Origin of the sequence: Photorhabdus laumondii subsp. laumondii (genome assembly GCF_003343245.1) — a bacterium.
In the GTDB taxonomy this organism is placed as follows: domain Bacteria; phylum Pseudomonadota; class Gammaproteobacteria; order Enterobacterales; family Enterobacteriaceae; genus Photorhabdus; species Photorhabdus laumondii.
In genome coordinates this window covers 5582429-5603282 of sequence record NZ_CP024901.1, presented here as the reverse complement: position 1 = coordinate 5603282, position 20854 = coordinate 5582429, and the positions used below count along the sequence as shown (strand labels likewise).

At 33.8% G+C, this 20854-nt stretch carries 16 protein-coding genes and 3 pseudogenes; all 19 read right to left on the bottom strand.

The features are described from left to right. Positions 1-9 precede the first annotated feature (9 nt). Positions 10-970, bottom strand: a pseudogene (locus PluTT01m_RS24860) (IS30 family transposase). 281 nt (positions 971-1251) lie between these two features. Beyond that, positions 1252-2192: pseudogene (locus PluTT01m_RS24850) on the bottom strand (IS110 family RNA-guided transposase). A gap of 51 nt (positions 2193-2243) precedes the next feature. Then, complete coding sequence (locus PluTT01m_RS24845) at positions 2244-2795, bottom strand: D-glycero-alpha-D-manno-heptose-1,7-bisphosphate 7-phosphatase (protein WP_011148888.1); 552 nt, start codon at positions 2793-2795, stop codon at positions 2244-2246. Continuing rightward, the gene (locus PluTT01m_RS24840; RefSeq protein WP_011148887.1) at positions 2777-3454 is read right to left on the bottom strand and encodes a nucleotidyltransferase family protein; all 678 of its coding nucleotides are present in this window, start codon (positions 3452-3454) and stop codon (positions 2777-2779) included. Before PluTT01m_RS24840 ends, PluTT01m_RS24845 begins: the two co-directional genes overlap by 19 nt. Before the next feature lie 3 nt (positions 3455-3457). Further along, entirely contained in the window at positions 3458-4048 is a 591-nt protein-coding gene (locus PluTT01m_RS24835) for a D-sedoheptulose-7-phosphate isomerase (RefSeq protein ID WP_011148886.1), read from the bottom strand. Next, complete coding sequence (locus PluTT01m_RS24830; RefSeq protein ID WP_011148885.1) at positions 4036-5064, bottom strand: GHMP family kinase ATP-binding protein; 1029 nt, start codon at positions 5062-5064, stop codon at positions 4036-4038. The genes PluTT01m_RS24835 and PluTT01m_RS24830 overlap by 13 nt, the downstream gene beginning before the upstream one ends. Before the next feature lie 242 nt (positions 5065-5306). Continuing rightward, a pseudogene (locus tag PluTT01m_RS24825) lies at positions 5307-5933 on the bottom strand (IS30 family transposase). 7 nt (positions 5934-5940) lie between these two features. Further along, positions 5941-7050, bottom strand: a complete 1110-nt coding sequence (locus PluTT01m_RS24815) for a glycosyltransferase (RefSeq protein ID WP_011148883.1) — start codon at positions 7048-7050, stop codon at positions 5941-5943. Positions 7051-7059: 9 nt separating this feature from the next. Further along, a complete protein-coding gene (locus PluTT01m_RS24810) occupies positions 7060-7908 on the bottom strand; it encodes a glycosyltransferase (protein WP_229008971.1) in 849 nt (282 codons plus the stop codon). A gap of 453 nt (positions 7909-8361) precedes the next feature. Continuing rightward, positions 8362-9363 carry a WblS protein gene (locus PluTT01m_RS24805; protein ID WP_011148881.1) on the bottom strand — a complete coding sequence of 334 codons (1002 nt, stop codon included), beginning with the start codon at positions 9361-9363 and terminating at the stop codon, positions 8362-8364. After that, complete coding sequence (locus tag PluTT01m_RS24800; protein WP_011148880.1) at positions 9360-10388, bottom strand: Wzy protein; 1029 nt, start codon at positions 10386-10388, stop codon at positions 9360-9362. The genes PluTT01m_RS24805 and PluTT01m_RS24800 overlap by 4 nt, the downstream gene beginning before the upstream one ends. Continuing rightward, complete coding sequence (locus PluTT01m_RS24795) at positions 10366-11646, bottom strand: hypothetical protein (protein WP_011148879.1); 1281 nt, start codon at positions 11644-11646, stop codon at positions 10366-10368. The genes PluTT01m_RS24800 and PluTT01m_RS24795 overlap by 23 nt, the downstream gene beginning before the upstream one ends. A 141-nt stretch (positions 11647-11787) precedes the next feature. Continuing rightward, complete coding sequence (locus PluTT01m_RS24790; protein ID WP_011148878.1) at positions 11788-12813, bottom strand: IS630 family transposase; 1026 nt, start codon at positions 12811-12813, stop codon at positions 11788-11790. Positions 12814-13126: 313 nt separating this feature from the next. Beyond that, the gene (locus tag PluTT01m_RS24785; protein WP_324251485.1) at positions 13127-14353 is read right to left on the bottom strand and encodes an O-antigen translocase; all 1227 of its coding nucleotides are present in this window, start codon (positions 14351-14353) and stop codon (positions 13127-13129) included. A 23-nt stretch (positions 14354-14376) separates the two neighbouring features. Continuing rightward, positions 14377-15495, bottom strand: coding sequence for a DegT/DnrJ/EryC1/StrS family aminotransferase (locus tag PluTT01m_RS24780; protein WP_041380434.1), 1119 nt, complete (start codon positions 15493-15495; stop codon positions 14377-14379). 60 nt (positions 15496-15555) lie between these two features. Next, positions 15556-15963, bottom strand: coding sequence for a sugar 3,4-ketoisomerase (locus PluTT01m_RS24775; RefSeq protein ID WP_011148875.1), 408 nt, complete (start codon positions 15961-15963; stop codon positions 15556-15558). Beyond that, entirely contained in the window at positions 15960-16832 is an 873-nt protein-coding gene (gene rfbA / locus PluTT01m_RS24770; protein ID WP_011148874.1) for a glucose-1-phosphate thymidylyltransferase RfbA, read from the bottom strand. Before rfbA ends, PluTT01m_RS24775 begins: the two co-directional genes overlap by 4 nt. A gap of 775 nt (positions 16833-17607) precedes the next feature. Next, on the bottom strand, positions 17608-18567 hold the full coding sequence (locus tag PluTT01m_RS24765) for a DMT family transporter (protein WP_011148873.1): 960 nt from the start codon (positions 18565-18567) through the stop codon (positions 17608-17610). A gap of 409 nt (positions 18568-18976) precedes the next feature. Next, positions 18977-20851: a polysaccharide biosynthesis protein gene (locus PluTT01m_RS24760; protein ID WP_011148872.1), complete on the bottom strand. Its 1875-nt coding sequence runs from the start codon at positions 20849-20851 to the stop codon at positions 18977-18979. Between the last annotated feature and the right edge of the window lie 3 nt (positions 20852-20854).

Sequence of the window (20854 nt, the reverse complement as noted above, 5' to 3'; positions counted from 1 at the left end):
TAATTAAGTTTAGATTAAATAAGTTCGTATCCCTTTAAATAGTTTATTTGGAGTTTTGCCACCACTAGTCTTTCGGGAGTGATTATTTGATCTGTTTATGATAAATCTTATCTCTCGTTCAGAGATTTTATTAAAGTTTATCCCTTTTGGAAAATATTGTCTGAATTAGCTTATTTATATTTTCATTTATTTCTCTTTCTCCCGAGGAGTATAAAGATTGGAAAAGTAAATCGTTGTATCTAACTATTCACTAATCATTTTATGACTCCCAAATTCTAAACCGTTATCAAACATCATTGTTTTAACCCTTTGCTTTAAATGGCTATAAAGCTTTCACGGTGGCTTCCGTTACTTTTGATGCTTGTTTTTTATTCAGTTTGAAAATGATTATATAGAGCGTTTTACGTTCAATCAGCGTTAATAATACACTTTTTTATCTTTTCTAATTATTGTATCACCTTCCCAGTCACCAATCCGAGCTTGTTTATCAACGACTTCTGGGGGTTCATTAATACTGACTTTTTTTAATTTTTCCTCTTCTTTCATAACGGCCGTATCGTTTACGATACGATTTAATGGTAATTCTGAGATGCTGCCATAAGTCACCTCCATCCATTTTGTCTTTATAAGTCAATCTATAAATGGTCTCATGATATAAGGATGTCCCTTTATACTTTCTGAAATAGTCAACCGCCTGTTCAGAATTGAAATCTTGCAAGATTAGCCGCTTTATCCATTTTTTTATTTCTTTGATCATTTTTGTGGATTTCTTGGTAGAATGACGGCGAGAAAGCCCCTGAAGATGGGCTTGCTCCGGGCAATATTCTTTTATTTCTTGATTTCTTTTCAACTCCCTGCTAATGGTTGATAGGCTTCGATTGAGTGATTGAGCAGTGAAACGTCGTGAAAAACCGTTTTTTTAACTGGAAATCTGGTATCTTCCTGCTTTGACCAGTTTTTTATAGGCCATAGTGTATTATATGAACGCATCCTGTTTGCAAGGGCATCCGTGATTCTGACTTCGACGGTAGGTTGCAGCTTTATATCCGGCTTTATTGCTGCTTGATAGCTAGCGAGCCTCTATGTCATTCGCTGACTCACATCTCATTTTCCTGCGGGCTTTAAGCCCATAGCACTATTCATGTTTAGTAAGTCACGGTCTTACCTGTCTTTGTCATCGCTATGGCCGCCAGAGCAACCTTTCCTCATTCACTCTGATTCTTAAGCGTGAATGTTTGTCAGTTGTAGCCGCTAATACGGCCTGACACTGACGTAATTTTTGTCATATCTGCTGTGATGAGCTGTCATTGCCCAGACTGTTCGGGCTAATTTGTTTGCCACCAGTGAGGCTGCTCTTGCCCCGTGGATAAACAGCGTTCGCAGGTAGGTGTATTTATCCCGAGTAGGTGAATTTCATCGCCAGACCCAGTTTATTTCGAGACTAGGCCGATAAAAGCAGCGAACTCACGGCCGGATTTAAACGCTGACGCTTCGTCCATCGTAGCGACGGCAGCGGTGGCAATGAGGGGGTTAATCCCGGGGATTGCCAGTAATCGCTGACAGGTTTTATTCTGCTTCGCCACAGCCGACAGTTGTTTTTCAATATCATCGTCAATATGAGCATCCAGATCAGCAAGACGCTGGTACTGCTCATCAAGCAGGCTTATCAGGTACGTAGGTAACCATGTTCCCAAACGTTCCAGAGTGTCTGGGAGTTCCTTAGCTAGAGCGGCTCTGCCCTTATGGAGAGTTTCGCCAAATTCAGGCAACATGCTGTGTAGTGCATTTATCTGTGCGGTTCTGAACTTCACCAGTTGCTGGCGCATCCGATGAAGCGTCAGTATGGATTGCTGTTCTTCTGTTTTGACGGCAACGGATTTTACGGGTTGCTGAACTGACATCTAGATAGCCCGGGCATCCATCACATCATTCTTGTTGCCCATCACAAATGTCTTAACGAATTTTCCCTTGAGCAATCTGACTTGATGTCCCAGCTTCTGAAGCTCACGCGCTCAGTGCTGAGCACCTCCGCACGCTTCCAGCCGATAAGACAGGGTTTCCGATGACCTGAAATAGATCAGGAATGCCTCCCGTCTAATTTGCTTGTCAACAATTTCACCGGTGTTCTCATCAATGAAGTGCGCCTGTATAAGATGTTTTGCAATATCGATGCCTACAGGAGTATATTCCATCTTGTGGTTTCCCTAGTCAGCAGGGAGCTTTATGCACCCCGTATTGCTGCCTTACTCAATTAATTTAGATATCGTAAACAAATTGTTTGAAAGGATTGCATTCTCAGTCGGCTCAGATGTTGGATGTCCAGTTTTTACTAAAAAACATCGAGGAATTCCGGCACGTTCTCCAGCATGTATATCAGAGTTTTTATCACCTACTAATATAGAGCTTTTGATATCGATGGAATATTTTTTTCTAGCTTGCTCTATCATACCAGGTGAAGGTTTTCTACAATAACAATCCTTTGATAACTCTGGGACAATACCATCAGGGTAATGAGGACAATGGAATATATCTAAAATATCAACTCCTTTTTCTTTTAAATCATTTCTATACCAATCAGTTAATAATTGATATTGTTTCTCAGAATAATAGCCGCGAGCAATTCCAGCCTGATTAGTAATGATGATAATTTCATATCCTAAATCACGAATTTTTTTTAGCCCAACTATACATTTAGAAGTATATTCAAAATCTTCAATCTTATGCAGATAGTTGACCTCCTTATTAATAACTCCATCTCTATCTAAAAAAGCAACTTTTATTTTATTGTGTTGCATGCTTTATAATAATCCTCTGGAATTCCTATATCAATAAAGTAACCATTAGACACAAATGCCTTAAAAATACCGTTAAAGTTTTTGATGAAATCATTTTCGAAAGAAAATTTTTCTAAAGGAAAATTTCTTATTAAATCTTTTTTAATTAAATAGATACCACTATTTATAATACCTTTACCAGTTAGTCCTTTTTCTAGCATAGCTAAAACATTATTGTATTCATCTAATTTCAAAGTTCCATAACGTGAAACATCGTCTATATATACACCACTTATAACTAAATCTGCATCATTCGAAAAATTAATTATTGAATTATAATTAATTTCTGACATGGTATCGCCATTCAAAACTAAAAATTTGGATGAATTTATTTTTGAGCTAGCAAGCTTAATTGCTCCTCCAGTACCTAAAGGAGTTTCTTCTATGACGAAATCAACTTCACATGATACTGGTTGGTCTTTTTGTATGCATCCAATAATGTAATCAGCTTGATAGCAGAGAGAAAGAACTATTTTTGAACAACCTTGCTCTTCAAGCCTTTTCATTAAGCGATAAAGGAAAGGTTTACCATTTATATCTACCATAGGCTTAGGTAAATCACCAGTTACGGCTTTTAATCGAGCCCCTTGCCCACCGGCTAAAATTATCGCCTCAAACATAATTTATAATTTCTCTTTAGGAAAAATTTTTGCTTCTACAATGGCGCAAATCATATGACCAATACAAATATGGCATTCTTGAATATATGGTGTTACAGAATCAGGTACGCAAATTGCTATATCTGCCAAATCTTTTAGTTTTCCGCCTGAGCCACATAAGACTACAGAAGTAACACCTTCTTCTTTTGCAACTTCAATAGCTTTTATTATATTCAGAGAGTTGCCCGAAGTACTAATGCCAATAAAAATATCACCTAGTCTGCTTTGAGCCTGTAGTTGGCGGGCAAACAGTTTATCAAATCCATAATCGTTGCCGATAGCAGTTAACATGGATGAGTCGGTAGTCATTGCAATTGCAGGTAATCCTGGTCGATCATAAAAGAAGCGACTCACAAATTCTGCGGCAATATGCTGAGAGTCGGCAGCACTACCACCATTTCCTGCGAGTAAAACTTTATTATTTTTTGTGTAAGCATCAACTATTAGATTAGCAACATCAGAAATGGCTTTTAAGGTTACTATATCATCAGCTAACTTTTGTTTTACTTTAATCGAATTTAATAGGTAAGTATTAATGTAATCTAAATTGTCCATGAGTAGGCTCCTTCATTAGTAAATTGGAATTTATGCACATGTCCGTCAAATTGCTCCAATGCTTTAATGACATCGAGTTTATTTTCGGGCTCAACAAATATCATCATAAATCCACCACCGCCCGCGCCAGAGATCTTCATTGAGATGGCTCCTGCATTAAGAATTGAGGATTCAACAGCATCGATTAAAGCATTAGAAATTGATGGGGATGTCGCTTTCTTTGACTCCCACGCATTGCGAAACTCCTGCGCTACACCAAGGATATCTGCTTTAAAAAGTAGTTCTTTAATTTTGTATGCAGATTCTTTCACTTTGTGCATTGCATCTAATCGAGCTCCGTTATCTTTCTTAATAGATTTGATCTGGTCGTCGATTATCTTTGCAGAATCTCTTGAAGTGCCAGTAAAAAACAAAATTAATGAAGATTCTAGCTCACTAATAATATAGCGACGCATTCTCAGAGGGTTTACGATAACGCGATCATTTGCATAAAATTCTATAAAGTTAAAGCCACCAAAAGTAGCTGCATACTGGTCTTGCTTACCACCAGATAGTTTACAGTCTCGTCTTTCTATTTCGTATGCAAGTTGAGCGATATCATATTCCCCCAGTGGTAGGGAAAGCAGTTGACGGAATCCTTCAAGCATAGCAACTACCATGGTGGATGAAGAACCCAAGCCACTGCCTGGAGGTGCATCCGACTGTGTAGTCAGTCTTAGAGGTATATACTTGCCCTTGTTATATTGTTCCATAATGCGCTTATATACAGCTCGATGAAGTACCAAATTTCCATCTAAAGAGACGTCATTATCTAACTCAATGATATCTATTATTCCAAGATCTTTCGCTTCAAAAATAACTTGGTTGCCTTTGATATCATCATCTATAAACGCATGTGCATACATGTTGATTGTGGCATTCAGTACACAGCCGCCAAACTCATCACTATATGGTGAAACATCCGTACCTCCCCCGGCAATACCTAACCTTAGCGGCGCTCTACTTCTAATTTTCACGATAAACCTTTTTAAATTTTTTGAAAAGTATTTATTATCGATTTAGCAGGATTCGCTCTTTAGCAATTTCATCACGCCAATGATATGATAATTTTTCTTAAAAGCGAGATGATTTACACATGAATATCCCGCGATTCCAATAATAATAACCAGTAGATTCACATAAAATAAGTGCAATATCGTTAATCTGGAGGTAAACATGTTCGTATTCCCTCAAATAATTTATTCGGTGTTTTCCCTCCTTAAGTTTTTTGGGGGCGATAATTTAATCAGTTTGCCACAAAGTTTATTTCCTGATCAGAGACTTTATTAAAATCGGTTTCCTTTGGAAAGTATTGTCTAATTAACACATTAATATTCTCATTGATCCCTTTTTCCCAAGGTGAGTAAGGGTGAGCAAGGTAAATTTGTGTTTCTAATTTTTTTCACTGATGATTTCATGGTCTTCGAACTCCAAACCGTTATCGAATGCGATGGTCTTACTCCCTGATTTTAACGGGTATAATACTTTCACTACCATTTTTACTACTTCTGATGCTCACTTGCTATCAAGTTTAACGATAATTGTATACAGCGTTTTGCAGTCAATGAGTGTTAATAATACATTTTTTTATCTTTTCTTATTATCGTATTCTCTTTCCGGTCACTAATATGTTATTTTTTATCAACGAATTCAGGGCGTTCATCAATATTGACCCGGTCTTTAATTTTGCCTCTTCTTTCATAGCGACTATAGCGTTTGCGATAGGGTTTTCTGGTAATTCTGAGATGTTGCCATAAATCATCCCTTCTCTCTGTTCTTTTTCTAATAAAAAATTAGTCAGGTATGAACCATCCTGACCAGTAATACCTGTAATTAACGCTTTCATGATAACCTTATTTTGAATATAGATAGGATATATAGTTTTGAGTTACGCTTTTTTGACGGAATTCATTTGCTATGGTAAAAGAACTAGATGCCATCTTCATTTTTTCTTTTTCATCCATTAGAAAAGCCTTGAGTAATGCTGTAGATAAACCATCAATCTGTAATGTGAATTTTATTGAATTTTCCTTTCTACATAATACATTTAATCCAATAATATCGCTACCTAGCAATATGCAGGAAGCTGCGGCACCTTCTAATAAAGCATATCCTAAACCTTCATGATAGCTAGGTAAAACAGCAAAGTCAGAGCATTTATATAATTCGTGTATATCTAGCACCGAATCATAAATTTTAAAACTATCAGGAATATAGCCTAAAACTGTTTTTACATCTTTAGATGTACAGCCAACGATTAAGAGAAGGGGCTTTGTATTTGTGTGTGAAAAAGTTTTTTCAAAGCTTTTTAATAGAAGATTAAATCCTTTTCGTTTATGAGGGCGACCAACATAAATAAAAACCTTCATATTTTTGTCTATGCCATGTTTCTCTTTAAGGTCATCTATATATGACAAGGATAATTTATTGTCATAAAATTCATTAGGTAGTCCAGAAATAGAACCTGAACCAATCACCGATACATTTTTATATGTTAGGCAGCTTAAATAGGGAACCAGTTCTTTATTTACTGTCAAGATATCCGTGGCAAAAAAACAGTTTATTTTTTCAATGGATTTTAATGCATATTTTAATAAACCAGAATATCCTATGTAAGGGACACCATGATTATAATAAACACGTCTTTTAATTCCAAATATAAAAGATGCTAATAATGGTAGAAATGCACCTTTAGTCATATGGCATATGATAATATCCGTATGGTTTTTCTTAAAAAAACAAATCAATCTAATTAAATTAACAATCAATAGGAATGGATTTAAGGAAAAACAAAATTTAGATTTAATATATTTACAGCGCAAAGCATCCAAGAATTTGGAAGAGCCATTTAACGGATCAACTAAAAGTGAGCTTTTTAATCCATATTCAATTTCAGATAAAATTAATGGCTCAATAAATCTTTTTGCAGTAAATGTATTTACAACAGTATGTATAACATTCATTAAGATAAATCACTTTTTTGGTAGAATAAAAACTTTCAATGAGCTAATCATGAACCCCAGTAACCAGATAAGCCTTGGTCTTAAAAGAAACTCCCGTAAACAATATGAAGCACTTTCTGCATATGGTAATCTAGAGCCTCTTGATTGATTAACAGATATTCTATATTTCAATGTGACAATATCCACATTGCATAGGTGATATTTCTTATTCCGTAATAGTCTTATCCAGAGATCATAATCTTCAGATTGAAATCCTCCTAAGTATCCTTTTTCTTTAATTAAAGTAGCTCTTTTAATTGCTACTGTAGGGTGAACAAAAATATTTTTAAATGGAATTGTTTGGATAAATTTTTTCATTGGTGGTGTGTATTTATTTAAAACGGTAGAGTTTTCATCAATAAATAAAACTGAAGTTCCTATAACATCCGGTTTATTATTTTTATCTATTTGTAAATTTAAATTTTCTAACCTATCAGATAATGATATATCGTCAGCGTCCATTCTAACTATATATTCACCAGTAGATATATTTAAACCATAATTTAAATTAAAAGAAAGCTGTCCTATATTTGTTCTATAACATTTAATTCTATCATCATTATAGTCTTGCAAACTATTCCAAAGTTTATCAGTACAATTATTAGCTACGATAATAAATTCAAAGTTGTGATATGTCTGATTCAGAATACTATTAATTGCTTCATCTAGGAAACCATCATCACGATTCACACACATTAATATAGTAAAAAATCTAGACATACTGGTAAAACCACCTAATTTTATCGTTACTTTTTTTGACATAAACTGGGCATTATGCCTGGGCAATACAATTTTTTTATTACAAAAATTATCACTCAAGAATGCAACCCTCCAGCCAAAGATACTTCTGGATAATATATATGAACTCCAATCTTTTTAAGATAAAAATCAAAGCTATTTATTTTATGAAGTACCCCATTTTGAAAATAGCCAATCTAATATTTACATTTTTTAAGTGATTCAACTATGTTAAAGTTAAAATCCATATCAGCGTTATAATTATATAGTAAATAGTCTCGGAAACTTATTATGTTAAATGAGCGAATCAAAGTTTTGAATACCTTTCCTTGATATCTGTCAAATAATAGAAGCAAGTTTTTCTCATATTTAGAAGTTGGCAAATTTTCTTCCCTGAATATTTTTCTGTAATCTACATTATTATGCTGTTTTTTTATCTTTAAAAAAGATAATTCTATTTTTGTATCAATGTTATATTTTATTTTTAAATAAATAGTTCAAGCTAATTGAAAGAGTTGATTTCCCAAACCACCGTCAATTACACTCATTAAAAAAACGGTTTAAATCAGATTTAAACATTGAGATATCATGATGCTCAAGTACATAATTTCTCAATTCTAAATAGTCTTTCTTAATATCATTAAGATATTGTAGCTTATTCATTAATTCATTAGCACTTGAAATTATAAAATTATTAGCTAATTTAGATGGTATACCAGAAAAAGCCTCTTCACTACCAAAAACAACCTTATTTAAGTAAATAGAATTCAATAAAATATTTTTCACTCCAGCACCGGCAGATAATGGCATAATTACAATATCAATATTTTTATTAAAGGTTATAAAATCTTCAATATAATCAACATTAAAACAGTTGGATGAATTTAAAAAATTTAATGCAGTATTAATCCAAGGCTTCCGACCAGAACCATGAAAATAAAACTGAATATCATTGAGTTCTTTTGTTAGAATCACATTATTAAAGCCTTTAAAGAAATGTTTCGGATCATTACAATAGTGATCTTGTAAATTTAGAAAAGCGACTTTCTTTATGACGTGTGAAAAAATACATGGCTCGACTTTCATTAATTGATTTTGTATAGGGTGATGAAAGTATTGTATGTTATGTTTTGGAAAGCGCTTTTTAAGACTTTTTACATCATCATCTGAAACTATTAAAATTAAATTGTTTTTTAAAGAATAAATCAAACAAAATATATAATAATATCTAAAAATTTGATATAAATATTTTAGATAATTTTTGTTTCTCCATCTAACCTTTGATATGCTTTTTATCGCCCTAAGTGGGTCGTCAGGGAAAATAATAAGATCAATACGTTTAGAAAAAAAAGATTTATAATCTAAAGGAAAAAAGATATATTTTGTATCATTTTTTTTTGAAATTTTTCGACGGAAAAAATGAATGAAAGAAAACTTTTTATACTGTACATTATCGGAGTAATGATAAAGTGAGCGTTTTAAAAAAAATATTCCGGTATTACTTTGATTATTGGGTTTTTCAAAAACAAATTTCATAAAATATAATCTCCATTACCTAAAAAATTCTTATAAAATCTAAGTGATGATAATAATATCCAAATTATTAGAAATAATAGTTTGGGTTCTTTCTGATATTTAAGAAACAAGAGTACAATCATTAAATCAGACGGAAATAAAAACCGATTAAACATTGGGCTAAAAACAGTTAAAAGAGAAAGAAATGGAGGTAATAATATAACTATTTTGTCGATACCTTTTAAGTAATTACCGAGCGTGAGATAGCAAACGACTGCTAAATATATATTAATGACAAACGAAATACCTAATCCTGAAGATTCATTTGTATACACTGAACTGTTGTATACATATTGTTCAAATTTAAAGTAAAGAAAATCATATCCCCATAACGCCGTAGAAAAAATGACAAAAAAGATAATGATATTTTTTAGCTTGATTTTAAATCTAATATCTTCGGAGTTAAAAACTAGTAAGGGTAAAATAGAACCCATAGGATGAATACCAAATAAAAGAATTGATGCGAAATAGCGTGTGATGTTTTTATAAGAAATGAAAATAAAAATACATAGTAAAGTGAGTAAATGAATTCTTGTTGAAAATGGAACCAATAAGTGAGTGAAAAATAAAGATAAAGATATATAGATTCCGTTTCTTAATTTTATTGCTATATATGCTAAAGATATTGTTATTAAAATATTTTGAATGGCAAAAAAAAGATAAGTATTTATCCCTATTTTTTGTGTGAGAATATTAAAGAAATAATAAACAGGGGAGTCGACAGTATTAAAATATTGAAAAACATCAGAAAAAGATTTCAGATGTCCAAAAATTTCTTGATACGATCCTTTGTCTGGGCCATTTAATGGAAAATATATAGATAAAAATATAAGAAAACAGAAGAAAAGAAATGACGCTGCTATTCGGTTGTATGTGTTTATTACTAATAACAGGAATGTATAAACAAAAATAAATAAGATAAAAAAGTCTTTTGGTATAGTCTCTTGCTTAATTAAAATATAATCACTTACGTAGATAGAATTCATAATGCTTTTTAAAAAACCTAATCGTAGAAAAGAAAACGTCAATAAATTTTTCTGATGAATAATTAGATGAAATAATATTTTTCATATGATTTTTAAATAAATTATCATCTATTTTTTTATTATTTTCTAGGGCAAGTAAAAAGCGGGATAATGTAGCGTTACTCGAATGATGATGAATGTAGTAGTTATATGTTTTGTTGGCTATGATAGTGTTATTTTTATACAGTTTTTCTATTATCTCATTTAAATCATATCCATTATTTTTCGAGTTTGAACTTGTTATATATTCACCAACAGAAAATCCTTCTTGTTCATAACTCCAATTATATTTTATTTTACTTGCCTTTATGTAGGAGGAGTGGAGATTCATTATTAGTGATGGTATTCCTATAGATGAAGAGTCTAATATTGAGGTTCCCATTCCTACAACTAGATCTGTTTTGGGGTAAATCTCATTAAATACAGCCTCATTTTTCATAAAGCCATGATAAATAATGTCTATATTAGATTTTTCATTTTTAAGTTTCTTTACTTTATTTTTTAATTTATTTAATGCTGCTCCATCCCCAACAATATTTAATTCAATCTCGTAATTTGTTTTAAATAAGTTTTCGATAAAACAGTAAATAGGATAATATTTAAAATCAAAAGAAATTCTTGAGATAATAGAAATAACTAATTTAGTATTTATTACTTTAGGTTCAGTGATTCGTTTTCGTCTAGTTTCTGAAGTTATTGGTAAATAATAGATATCACATAAATTTAAATTTAGCCATTGACATGTTGTATCATAATTAGGTTTATCCATGAATACCAAACTAAAATTCTCTATTAGTTTATTAGCAAACTGGATTAGATTTTTTTTTCTTTTATAGTATAAGATGTTTATTAAAAAAGTAGATAAACTCCCTATGTTAATATTTAATATTCTTAACCTGTTTATATATTTTAATATTGGAGCACATAATTCATCTGGTTGCAATTGCCAAATAAGTATATTATCAAAACGTACATTATATTCATAAAATCCGCGCATATCTTGTGCGCTAATAACAACGTGGTCAAATTTAAAGTCATTAATATCCGATATTAAAGTTATATTAATACGGTCATCTAATGTAAATAATTTTACCAAATCACTATTTTTGACTAACAACGTGACAATGTAGTTATTAGTTAGTTTATTAGCTAATCTAGTAAATAGTAACTCGGTCCCGCCATAAATATCTGACGGCATATAAAATAGACAATGCTTCATTTGTGAATCCTGATATACCCGACTATATAGTATAAGTTACATTATACCTAACATTCTAATGTGAGCTAATTTAATGAAATTATATGTTATTATTGTGATAATTTCCCCTACTTAGTCTAGATAGCTTATACCCAAGAAACTTCAAGATGCAGTTTTTAGCACCTGAAAATGGTCGTTAATTCTAGACATCAGCGAGTCCGCTATATCCGGTAGCGTTGTGGTGAAAAATTTGAAGACTTTGTCTCGAAATTCATGTTTATCCGCGAAATAACGGTTATTTCGAACCTGTTCATTCATGACCTTCCATAATCGCTCTATTGGGTTTAAATTTGGGCTATAGGGAGGAAGGTAATGTAACTCAATATTGCTAACATAAGCCCACTCCTTAACAAGATGAGCTTTGTTGTAACCCGCTCCATCCACAATAAGGTGAATTTTTTGATGGTAGTCAGGATAAGACTTTCTTATTTCATTGAAAAAACAGCAAATGTTGTAGTCATTGATGGTCTGATATTCCTGGAACACGGTACGACCAATGGCATTCAGGTTGAGCGCGCCCAATATATTCAGGCGAGTCCGGCTTCCTGTTGTTTTGACTGTTTTTTTCTCGCCTTTCCGCATCCAGCCATAACCGAGTTTGGTGCCTTGAGTCGGGTGAACAGCGTCAAGGAAAAGGATGGGTTCATCTTTCGCGGCAACTTTAAGATTTTCATAGTATTCAATAAATTGTTGCTGTTTTTCTACATCGAATTTATGAGGGACACCACAAGGTTTTTTATAAGAAAACCCCTGACGGTGTAGCCATTTATTCATGCCGGGAATGCTAAAGGTAATCTTCCAGAGCTGAGCAACATAGGCCACGATTTCATGGGTGTGATGGAAAAGATGTTGAGATAAGTGGTTGATTAAAAAATCAGTTTGTTCTCGGGAAAGCAAACTGTCAGAGCCCCCATTACCCGATTTAAGTTTACCGTGATTAAGGTAATCACTGATATGGCGGTCAACAGTGGTCTGATGGAGTCGCAATGCCTGGGCTATCATCATAGAACTCCACCCTTCAGAAGCCAGAAGGATAGCTTTTATTCTGTCTCGTACCTGACCATCGCGAGTGGTGTCGTGAAGGCGTTCAAGTTTGATTTTTTGTTCTGATGTAATAAATATTTTCATAGCGAGGATAATGATCTCCATTTCGGATAAAATCAAGCATCTTCAATGATTACGGGTATATACCTTTATGATCTCATCATCTATTTATAGGTGAAAATAAGCATTAAATATGGCTTCTTGATTTTCTTTATACTTTATGAAAAATAAGTAATCTATCGTTTTTATGGTAATTTTATCTATAAAAGATAGTTTATTTTACACTAAAGGTGATAGCTATTTATAGTAATTATAGTGGTTGTCTATATGGATAAAAATATATAAATGAATTTTAATATGAACTTCTTAGTAAATAATTTTATGTGGGCTACTATAATCAGAACCTCGCGATTCTTTTTAGATTTACATAAATAAATATGAAATATGCTAAGTAACTTACTAAATAGGCAATATTAGCGCCTTTAACTCCAAACTGTTGTATGAATAAATAGCTTAATAATACAAGTGATACTGAAAAGATGATTTCTGTTGAAATAAACCACTTGGTTGAACCACGGGATAACATAGGGTAAGCATATAACCAAGATAAAATTTTGATAACATCACCACATAATTGAACAGCAAATAAATTTCTGGCTTCAATGAACTCTGGAGTAAATAAAATTCTTATAGCAGTATCTCGAAAAAAGTAGACTCCAAATGCCAATATCATAACAATGGGCATGATAAATTTAGCGGTATGGTTTATTTCTTTCCTAATTTCGACATATGTATTTAATGATGATAATTTGGGTAGGTAATATGTGCTTAGAGATAATGTAATCACCGATAAATATACTTCAGAAATTTTCCATACAGCTTGCCAGTAACCGGTGACATTCCAACCAACATGGGATATTAGAATATTCCTTACTAATATCAAGGAAATAGGAATGGTCAAAGCACTTGTTAAAGCCATCAGCATGTAACTAGCTATATCTTTACGTGCCTGAGTATCTTGTTTTCCCCACCAATAGCGAAGTTTCATCCAAGGTTGACGTAAATTTGCTAGTAGCATTACTATACCTATTAGCGCTGACTGTATTGTAGCTGCAAGTAATGCACCTTGAATATTTGCAGCAATAATTAAACCAATCATAACAGCAGAAGAAATCAGAGTTGATAGCATCCCTAAACCGACAAAACGGCGATAGTGTTGCTGACCATTAATAACTGAATTGCATAACGTGCCTAATGCCGAAAAAGGTAGCACAAATACAGTTACAATAACTACCCAAGCCAGTGAAGAGTCATGTAAAAGCCAGCTTGCAATATATGATGAGAATATCAATCCTATGGGTATCGTAAAAGCGGTAATAACAATAACCCAGTAAAGTGAGGCTTTCCACCATGGAGAGCAGGCTTTAAATCCTTTTGTGTGGTACTCCGCAGTAAAGCGTACAATACCACTATTCACCGGAGCGTTAATCACACCATTTAGGCTGCCGACCATACTTTGTACTTGACCCAACATCGCCATTCCTGTAGGTCCAGTATAAATAGCTACAACTTTTGCAATAACAAACCCCATCGCCATACGCAATAGAGTTTGAAGTCCTGTCATTACAGAAACTTTTAAGAGCCGTTTCATGGCTTGAAACCATTAACTATATCGATAACATATTCGATTGCTTCAATGTTCATAGTAGGGTCAAGGGGGAGTGAAAGTACCTGCTGATGAATTTTTTCAGTAATAGGGAAATTTAATGTATTCCATTCTGAATACGCTGTTTGTTTATGAGGAGGGATAGGATAATGAATCAACGTTTGGATACCTTTTTCAAAAAGATATTGTTGGAGTTTTTCCCTATGTGAACAATTAATTACAAACAAATGCCAAACATGGTTTTCTGGATGGAGTGCATTTTGTTCAATGGTGATAGGTAATTTTATGTATGGATTATTAATATTCTCTAAATAATGCTTTGCAATGCTACGTCGATATTCTGTTTCGATATTTAGGTATTTTAATTTTACAGAGAGAAATGCAGCTTGAAGCTCATCTAATCGACTGTTAATGCCTTGATAAATATTTTTATATTTTTCATGTGAGCCATAATTACGTAATGCTTTTATAGTGGTTGTTAATTCTTCATCGTTTGTTGTAATTGCACCTGCATCACCCAAAGCACCAAGGTTTTTTCCTGGATAAAAACTAAATCCTGATGCATTACCCCAGCTACCGGCTTTTTTACCCACTATTTCAGCTCCATGCGCTTGTGCGCTATCTTCTAGTACTAATAGATTGTATTCATTGGCAATCTTCATGATTTCAGGCATTGGTGAGATTTGACCATACAAATGTATGGGCAAAATAACTTTTGTTTTTTCTGTGATTGCGGATATTATATTATTAGGGCTTAAGTTATATGTATTTTGATCTGGCTCAATGAGAACGGGCTTCAAATTATTTGCTGTAATCGCTAATACTGATGCGATATAAGTATTTGCAGGTACAATAACTTCATCACCATCTTTTATTTTACCTAATTCTTTCCATGCTCTGAGGACTAGTATTAAAGCATCTAAGCCATTAGCGACACCGATCGAATGTTTTGTGCCACAATACTCTGCAAATTCTTTTTCAAAAGATTCTAACTCTTTCCCCATTATGTACCAGCCTGAATCTATTACTCTTGAACTAGCTTCTTTTAATTCGTTTTCGTATTTTTTATTTATTGCTTTTAAATCAAGAAAATTGATCATCTTTATCAGCCAAAAATAATATGTTATTAAATATAATTAATTAAAAATCGAGATTCTATTCTAATGAGTGTTTTTATATATATCAGAAAAAACTTTGTAATCTCTTATATAATCGGATTCATCATAATGCTGGCTTGCTAAAACTATTAAAACACAATCTTCTGAAAAATCATGCATTTCTCTCCATATAAATGAGTCTATCAATATACCTTTTTGAGGTTGATTTAGGATGATATCTTCTGTTATTTTTCCATTGTCGAGTCGTATTCTGCAACTTCCTTTTACAGCAAATAAAATTTGTTTGAGCTCCTTATGTGCATGGAAACCTCTTGATACACCGGATTTAGTATTAAATATGTAATAAACTCTCTTTATTTCAAAAGGGATATTTTTGTTTCCTTCTAATGAAATTAGCTGTCCTCTCTCATCACCAAGAATTTTAAAATCAATTAGTTTTATTAAACTCATATCTTCCTCTGAATAAGAGATTGTAAATACTTTCCATATCCGTTTTTTGACATAGAGTTAGCAGCTTTGGCTATATCATTTTCATTCAGCCAGCCGTTACGCCATGCAATCTCTTCTAAGCAAGCAATTTTAAAGCCTTGGCGCTTTTCAATAGTTTCAACAAAGGTGGCGGCTTCTAGTAAGCTGTCATGGGTGCCTGTATCTAGCCATGCAAAACCGCGGCCAAGGAGTTCTACATTTAAAGAATTATCATTAAGATACATCTGGTTAATTGATGTGATTTCTAATTCACCACGATCTGATGGAGTGACTTTCTTAGCGAAATTAATAACCCGATTGTCATAGAAGTAAAGACCTGTGACAGCATAGTCAGACTTGGGTTTTTTAGGTTTTTCTTCAATAGAAATCGCTTTCATCTGGTCATCGAATTCAACAATTCCAAAACGTTCAGGATCTTTTACTTGATAACCAAAGATGGTAGCTCCAGTTTTTTGGGAAGATGCTTTTTGTAGTTTTGGTGAGAAAGCTTGTCCCCAAAAGATATTATCTCCTAGAACTAAACAAACTGAGTCATCACCAATGAAATCTTCACCGATAATGAATGCTTGGGCCAGTCCTTCAGGTTTATCCTGAGTTGCGTAACTAATCTTTATTCCTAAGCTATTTCCGTCGTTCAAAAGGCGTTTGAAGTTTATTTGATCTTCAGGGGTTGTAATAATAAGAATGTCTTTTATCCCTGCTAGCATCAGTACTGATAATGGATAATAGATCATTGGCTTATCGTATACCGGGAGGAGCTGTTTAGATACACCTATTGTTATAGGGTATAATCTGGTGCCGGAACCACCGGCTAAGATGATGCCTTTCATATGAATTTGACCAAATAATATATTGTTTTTAAGTCTGGGGTAATTTCACGAGAACCACTAAATGAAATTATTTAATAGCTTTTGCCTAACACGTGGAAATTTTCTTGCATACGTATTTATAGAGATGAAAAATCTAAATCAACATATTTAAGAGTCATTAGATAAAGCTACCGCACTAGGTTTTTGGCTCCCAGAGTGCCTGTAATATTCGGAAATCTTATCTATTGCACTGATTTTCCAATACTTTTGTCTGTCTTAACAAAAAGTAATGGGGGATAAGATTTTGTAACTAGTTGGGGGGAGATTAGACTGTAAACTCTTCTGGGTCAAGTTTAACAAACTACTTGTTTAACTAATTGGTAGAATAGAGTTAGCTGAAATCTGTATTGCTGCTCACGGAATGGCGGTTAGCTCTTACCAACAACGTACTATGTGCTTTGTTTTTCAACAGGTTTCCTTATGTTCCATTCGCCTCAGGATGTGGCAGTATTGCCGTGATATCCATCTGGTAGTAAAGCTTAATTGTGACTTTATGTTTATTTAGCATTGTGATTGGTGAGGTAACGATATTCCTAATTCTGCAATCTGTAATCTTTAGCGGTATAGGTAAATTCAGTAGTGATGGTTATCTAAAAGGTCAGAGAAGAGGGGGAGAGTGGTTAGCGTAGGTTCGGGGATATTTGGTAATATATTATTGATGCTCAGTAGAGTTTTAGTAGTTTTCTTTAACTATAGCCGTAAAACGAATTTAAACTTGTTGTGAATAGAATCACACTCATTTAAGCGTCAGAATCAATTTTTTGATATTAAGTGGATTTACGGCAGTTAGCAATGAACCGGCAGAGACGCCTACGCATAGGAGTATTAGTTTTATAGAAATGGGTTCATCTACCAGCAAATAAGCAAAGATGACTGCCCAGATAGCATAGGTGATGTTTAAACTCATCGCACGGATAGGTTGAAGCATGCAGATTGCTTTGTAGTAGAAGAGGTACGATAGTGTGGCGACCAGAGAGGTGAAAAATAATAAGGAGTATAATTCTATATTTGAAAAAATATGTGTAACTCCAGGAAAGGAGTGAATGAATAATATGATCATGATTAAATAGCCCACAGAGGATGATAATTGCCTGATGAAATAAGCAATATCAGCAGGTATATCTTTGTTCATGCCGTAAGAGCTGATAACAACTTCGGAACTCCAGCCTAGTGCGCATATAAAAGCAAAGAAAAAGCCTATCCAGCCAGATGTTGTCTGAGTTGATGCTGAATAACCGAGTATCATAGTACATACAACGGCCAATATTAATCCCAATATGCCGATAAGGTGAATGCGATCTTTAAGTAGGAAAAAAGAAATGAGTGCGCCAATAGCCGGGTAGGTTGCTGAAATAGTTGCTGTGTAGCTAATGCCAATGTATTGAATAGCTAAGATATAACAAGACATGCCCATTGGGCCACCAAATATAGCCGCCAATACAATTATGCCATTTTTCTTGTTTTTGGGGATAAGGCGTATCGCTCGGTATTTTCCTTTCACTACAAGATATATAAACATATATCCGCATGAAATCGTATCATTTAGGAATGCGAGTATGATGGGAATGAAGAAACAACAGGAAAGTGCGGTGTTTTTTAGTAATAATGCGAAAAGTACGCCACTTAGCCCCCAGAAGACACCAGAGGAGAGTCCGTAGGCATTGGCTGTTACTTTACGGTTGATGAATATAGCCATTTGGGTACTGTTTCATAAATTTATAGACTCGTGCTAAGAGGCTAGCTTTATAATTTCCAGATGTTTAATCATTCTCCTTTGTTTAAGGAGGAAATGAAGGAAGTATAATGCATATGATATATACCCGTCATCTTTCAAGTTGCCTCTTTGTTGGCTGCATTCGCTCACCCCGGTCACATAGTTACCTATGCTCCCGGGGATTCGCTCCCTTGCCGCCGCGATCCATCTTGAAATCCATAGGGTATATCTAATAATGAGGTTTTTGTTAGCTTGTTATTTTAATTTTCGAATTATTTGATTTTTAATTTCTCGTGTGTTAAAAATTTCATAGGATTATTATTTGTCTAGAAGGCTAATGTCGGTAATATGATTTTCAGCCAGTTTCATGACATGAGTGTATTTGTAAGTATTATTTTAAAAGATCGTAAATATAATCTTTAGGATGAAAATCAATAGGAGCATTAATCAGGATCTGCCTAATATTTTCAAAATCGTAATTTTCACAAGATGTTTTTAAGTCATTTAATAATGGGTTTAATTTATCCCAGGTCAGAAAAACTTCATTGGCTGTCATGATTCTTGGGTGATTAGTGCCAGAGACGTTATCACCAATTAAGAGTTCTTCATAAAGTTTTTCACCGGGTCTTAATCCGGTAATTTTGATTTCGATATCACCATGAGGATTGGTTTCATCTTTCACTGTCAGGCCGGAAAGATGGATCATTTTCCGGGCGAGATCATAAATTTTTACTGATTCTCCCATATCCAGAACAAAGACGTCGCCATTATTGCCCAGTGCTCCTGCCTGGATGACTAATTGAGCCGCTTCTGGGATTGTCATGAAGTAACGGGTAATGTCTTTGTGAGTGAGGGTTATCGGTCCACCACTTTTTATCTGTTTTTCGAATAGGGGGACAACGGAACCGGATGAGCCAAGGACGTTGCCAAAGCGAACCATTGAGAATTTTGTATAACTGTGCTCTTTAGCAAAAGCTTGTAGTATAAGCTCGGCAAATCTTTTTGTTGCGCCCATGGTATTCGTCGGGCGGACGGCTTTGTCGGTAGAGATTAATACAAATTTTTCAACTTTTTGGTTAATTGCTGCTTGAGCCAGTGAGAGGGTGCCAAAGATATTGTTATTAATGCCCTCTATGGTATTCATTTCTACCAGTGGAACATGTTTATATGCCGCTGCGTGGTATATGGTGTTAATGTTAAATTTATTGATTATTCTAGCTATCTTTTCTGAATCTTTTATATCTCCTAAAATTGCAGTAATCGTTATATTCAAATCTCTATCTGAGTTTATCTTTTGTAACTCTTTTTCTATTGAATAGAGACAATATTCGGTTAATTCAAATAGGACTATCTGAGAGGGAGATTGAGTAATGATTTGCCTGCATAATTCTGATCCGATTGAACCACCGGCACCGGTAATAAGCACATTTTTGTTTTTGATGTTTTTACTGAGTAGACTTTGTAGTGGATCAACTTGTTCTCTTCCTAACAGATCGTTAATGGAAACGCGCTTCAGTGAGTTTATTTGCGCTTTGCCTTCAACCAGATCATTGAAACTTGGAATGGTGAGGATTTCACAATGTTCTTTTTGGAGTCTTTCTAGTATTTTTTTTCTATTAGATATTGATGCACTGGGTATGGCTAATAATATTTTCTTTATATTATATTTTTCTACTAAGATGGTTATCTTCTCTGAAGAGAAGACATAAACTCCATGAATAGATAAATTGTGTAATTTAGCATTGTCATCAACAAAAGCAATCGGGTTGAATTCTCTATGTTCTCTTAATATGGGTAACAGTTGCCGGCCAGATTCTCCTGCTCCGTATATGATAACCGGAGCACCTTTATATTTTAGTAAATTACGTAGCGTTCTATAGATAAATCTTGTACCGCAGAGTGAGATAACCAGAAAAGAGAAGTAGATAATCGGTACAGTTCTGGGTAAAAAGGCTTGTTGGTATAAGGAAATTGCAGTCAATAGTAGAGTAGATAGAAATGAACCAATAATGGCCCATTTCAATATACTCATGTTGACATATTTTAATATCGATCTATAAAAGCCAATTCTTAAGAAAATAAATAGCGTGAAAGGTATGGTGAATATAATGGTTAACCAATGCTGTAAACTGTAAATGGGCACTTCTCTATCAAGGCGTAGCCACATGCTCAGCCAGTATGAAATAATAATGATAAATATATCTACAATCAGAAGGACGATGGTTTTAATTAATCTGTCTTGGTTGAAAAATATTCTCTTGTTCATAAT

Excerpts from the sequence above, each read along its gene's own strand:
- PluTT01m_RS24845 (WP_011148888.1), bottom strand. The coding sequence starts at position 2,795 with ATGCAACACAATAAAATAAAAGTTGCTTTTTTAGATAGAGATGGAGTT.
- PluTT01m_RS24840 (WP_011148887.1), bottom strand. The coding sequence starts at position 3,454 with ATGTTTGAGGCGATAATTTTAGCCGGTGGGCAAGGGGCTCGATTAAAA.
- PluTT01m_RS24835 (WP_011148886.1), bottom strand. The coding sequence starts at position 4,048 with ATGGACAATTTAGATTACATTAATACTTACCTATTAAATTCGATTAAA.
- PluTT01m_RS24815 (WP_011148883.1), bottom strand. The coding sequence starts at position 7,050 with ATGAATGTTATACATACTGTTGTAAATACATTTACTGCAAAAAGATTT.
- PluTT01m_RS24805 (WP_011148881.1), bottom strand. The coding sequence starts at position 9,363 with ATGAAATTTGTTTTTGAAAAACCCAATAATCAAAGTAATACCGGAATA.
- PluTT01m_RS24800 (WP_011148880.1), bottom strand. The coding sequence starts at position 10,388 with ATGAATTCTATCTACGTAAGTGATTATATTTTAATTAAGCAAGAGACT.
- PluTT01m_RS24795 (WP_011148879.1), bottom strand. The coding sequence starts at position 11,646 with ATGAAGCATTGTCTATTTTATATGCCGTCAGATATTTATGGCGGGACC.
- PluTT01m_RS24790 (WP_011148878.1), bottom strand. The coding sequence starts at position 12,813 with ATGAAAATATTTATTACATCAGAACAAAAAATCAAACTTGAACGCCTT.
- PluTT01m_RS24785 (WP_324251485.1), bottom strand. The coding sequence starts at position 14,353 with ATGACAGGACTTCAAACTCTATTGCGTATGGCGATGGGGTTTGTTATT.
- PluTT01m_RS24780 (WP_041380434.1), bottom strand. The coding sequence starts at position 15,495 with ATGATCAATTTTCTTGATTTAAAAGCAATAAATAAAAAATACGAAAAC.
- PluTT01m_RS24775 (WP_011148875.1), bottom strand. The coding sequence starts at position 15,963 with ATGAGTTTAATAAAACTAATTGATTTTAAAATTCTTGGTGATGAGAGA.
- rfbA (WP_011148874.1), bottom strand. The coding sequence starts at position 16,832 with ATGAAAGGCATCATCTTAGCCGGTGGTTCCGGCACCAGATTATACCCT.
- PluTT01m_RS24765 (WP_011148873.1), bottom strand. The coding sequence starts at position 18,567 with ATGGCTATATTCATCAACCGTAAAGTAACAGCCAATGCCTACGGACTC.
- PluTT01m_RS24760 (WP_011148872.1), bottom strand. The coding sequence starts at position 20,851 with ATGAACAAGAGAATATTTTTCAACCAAGACAGATTAATTAAAACCATC.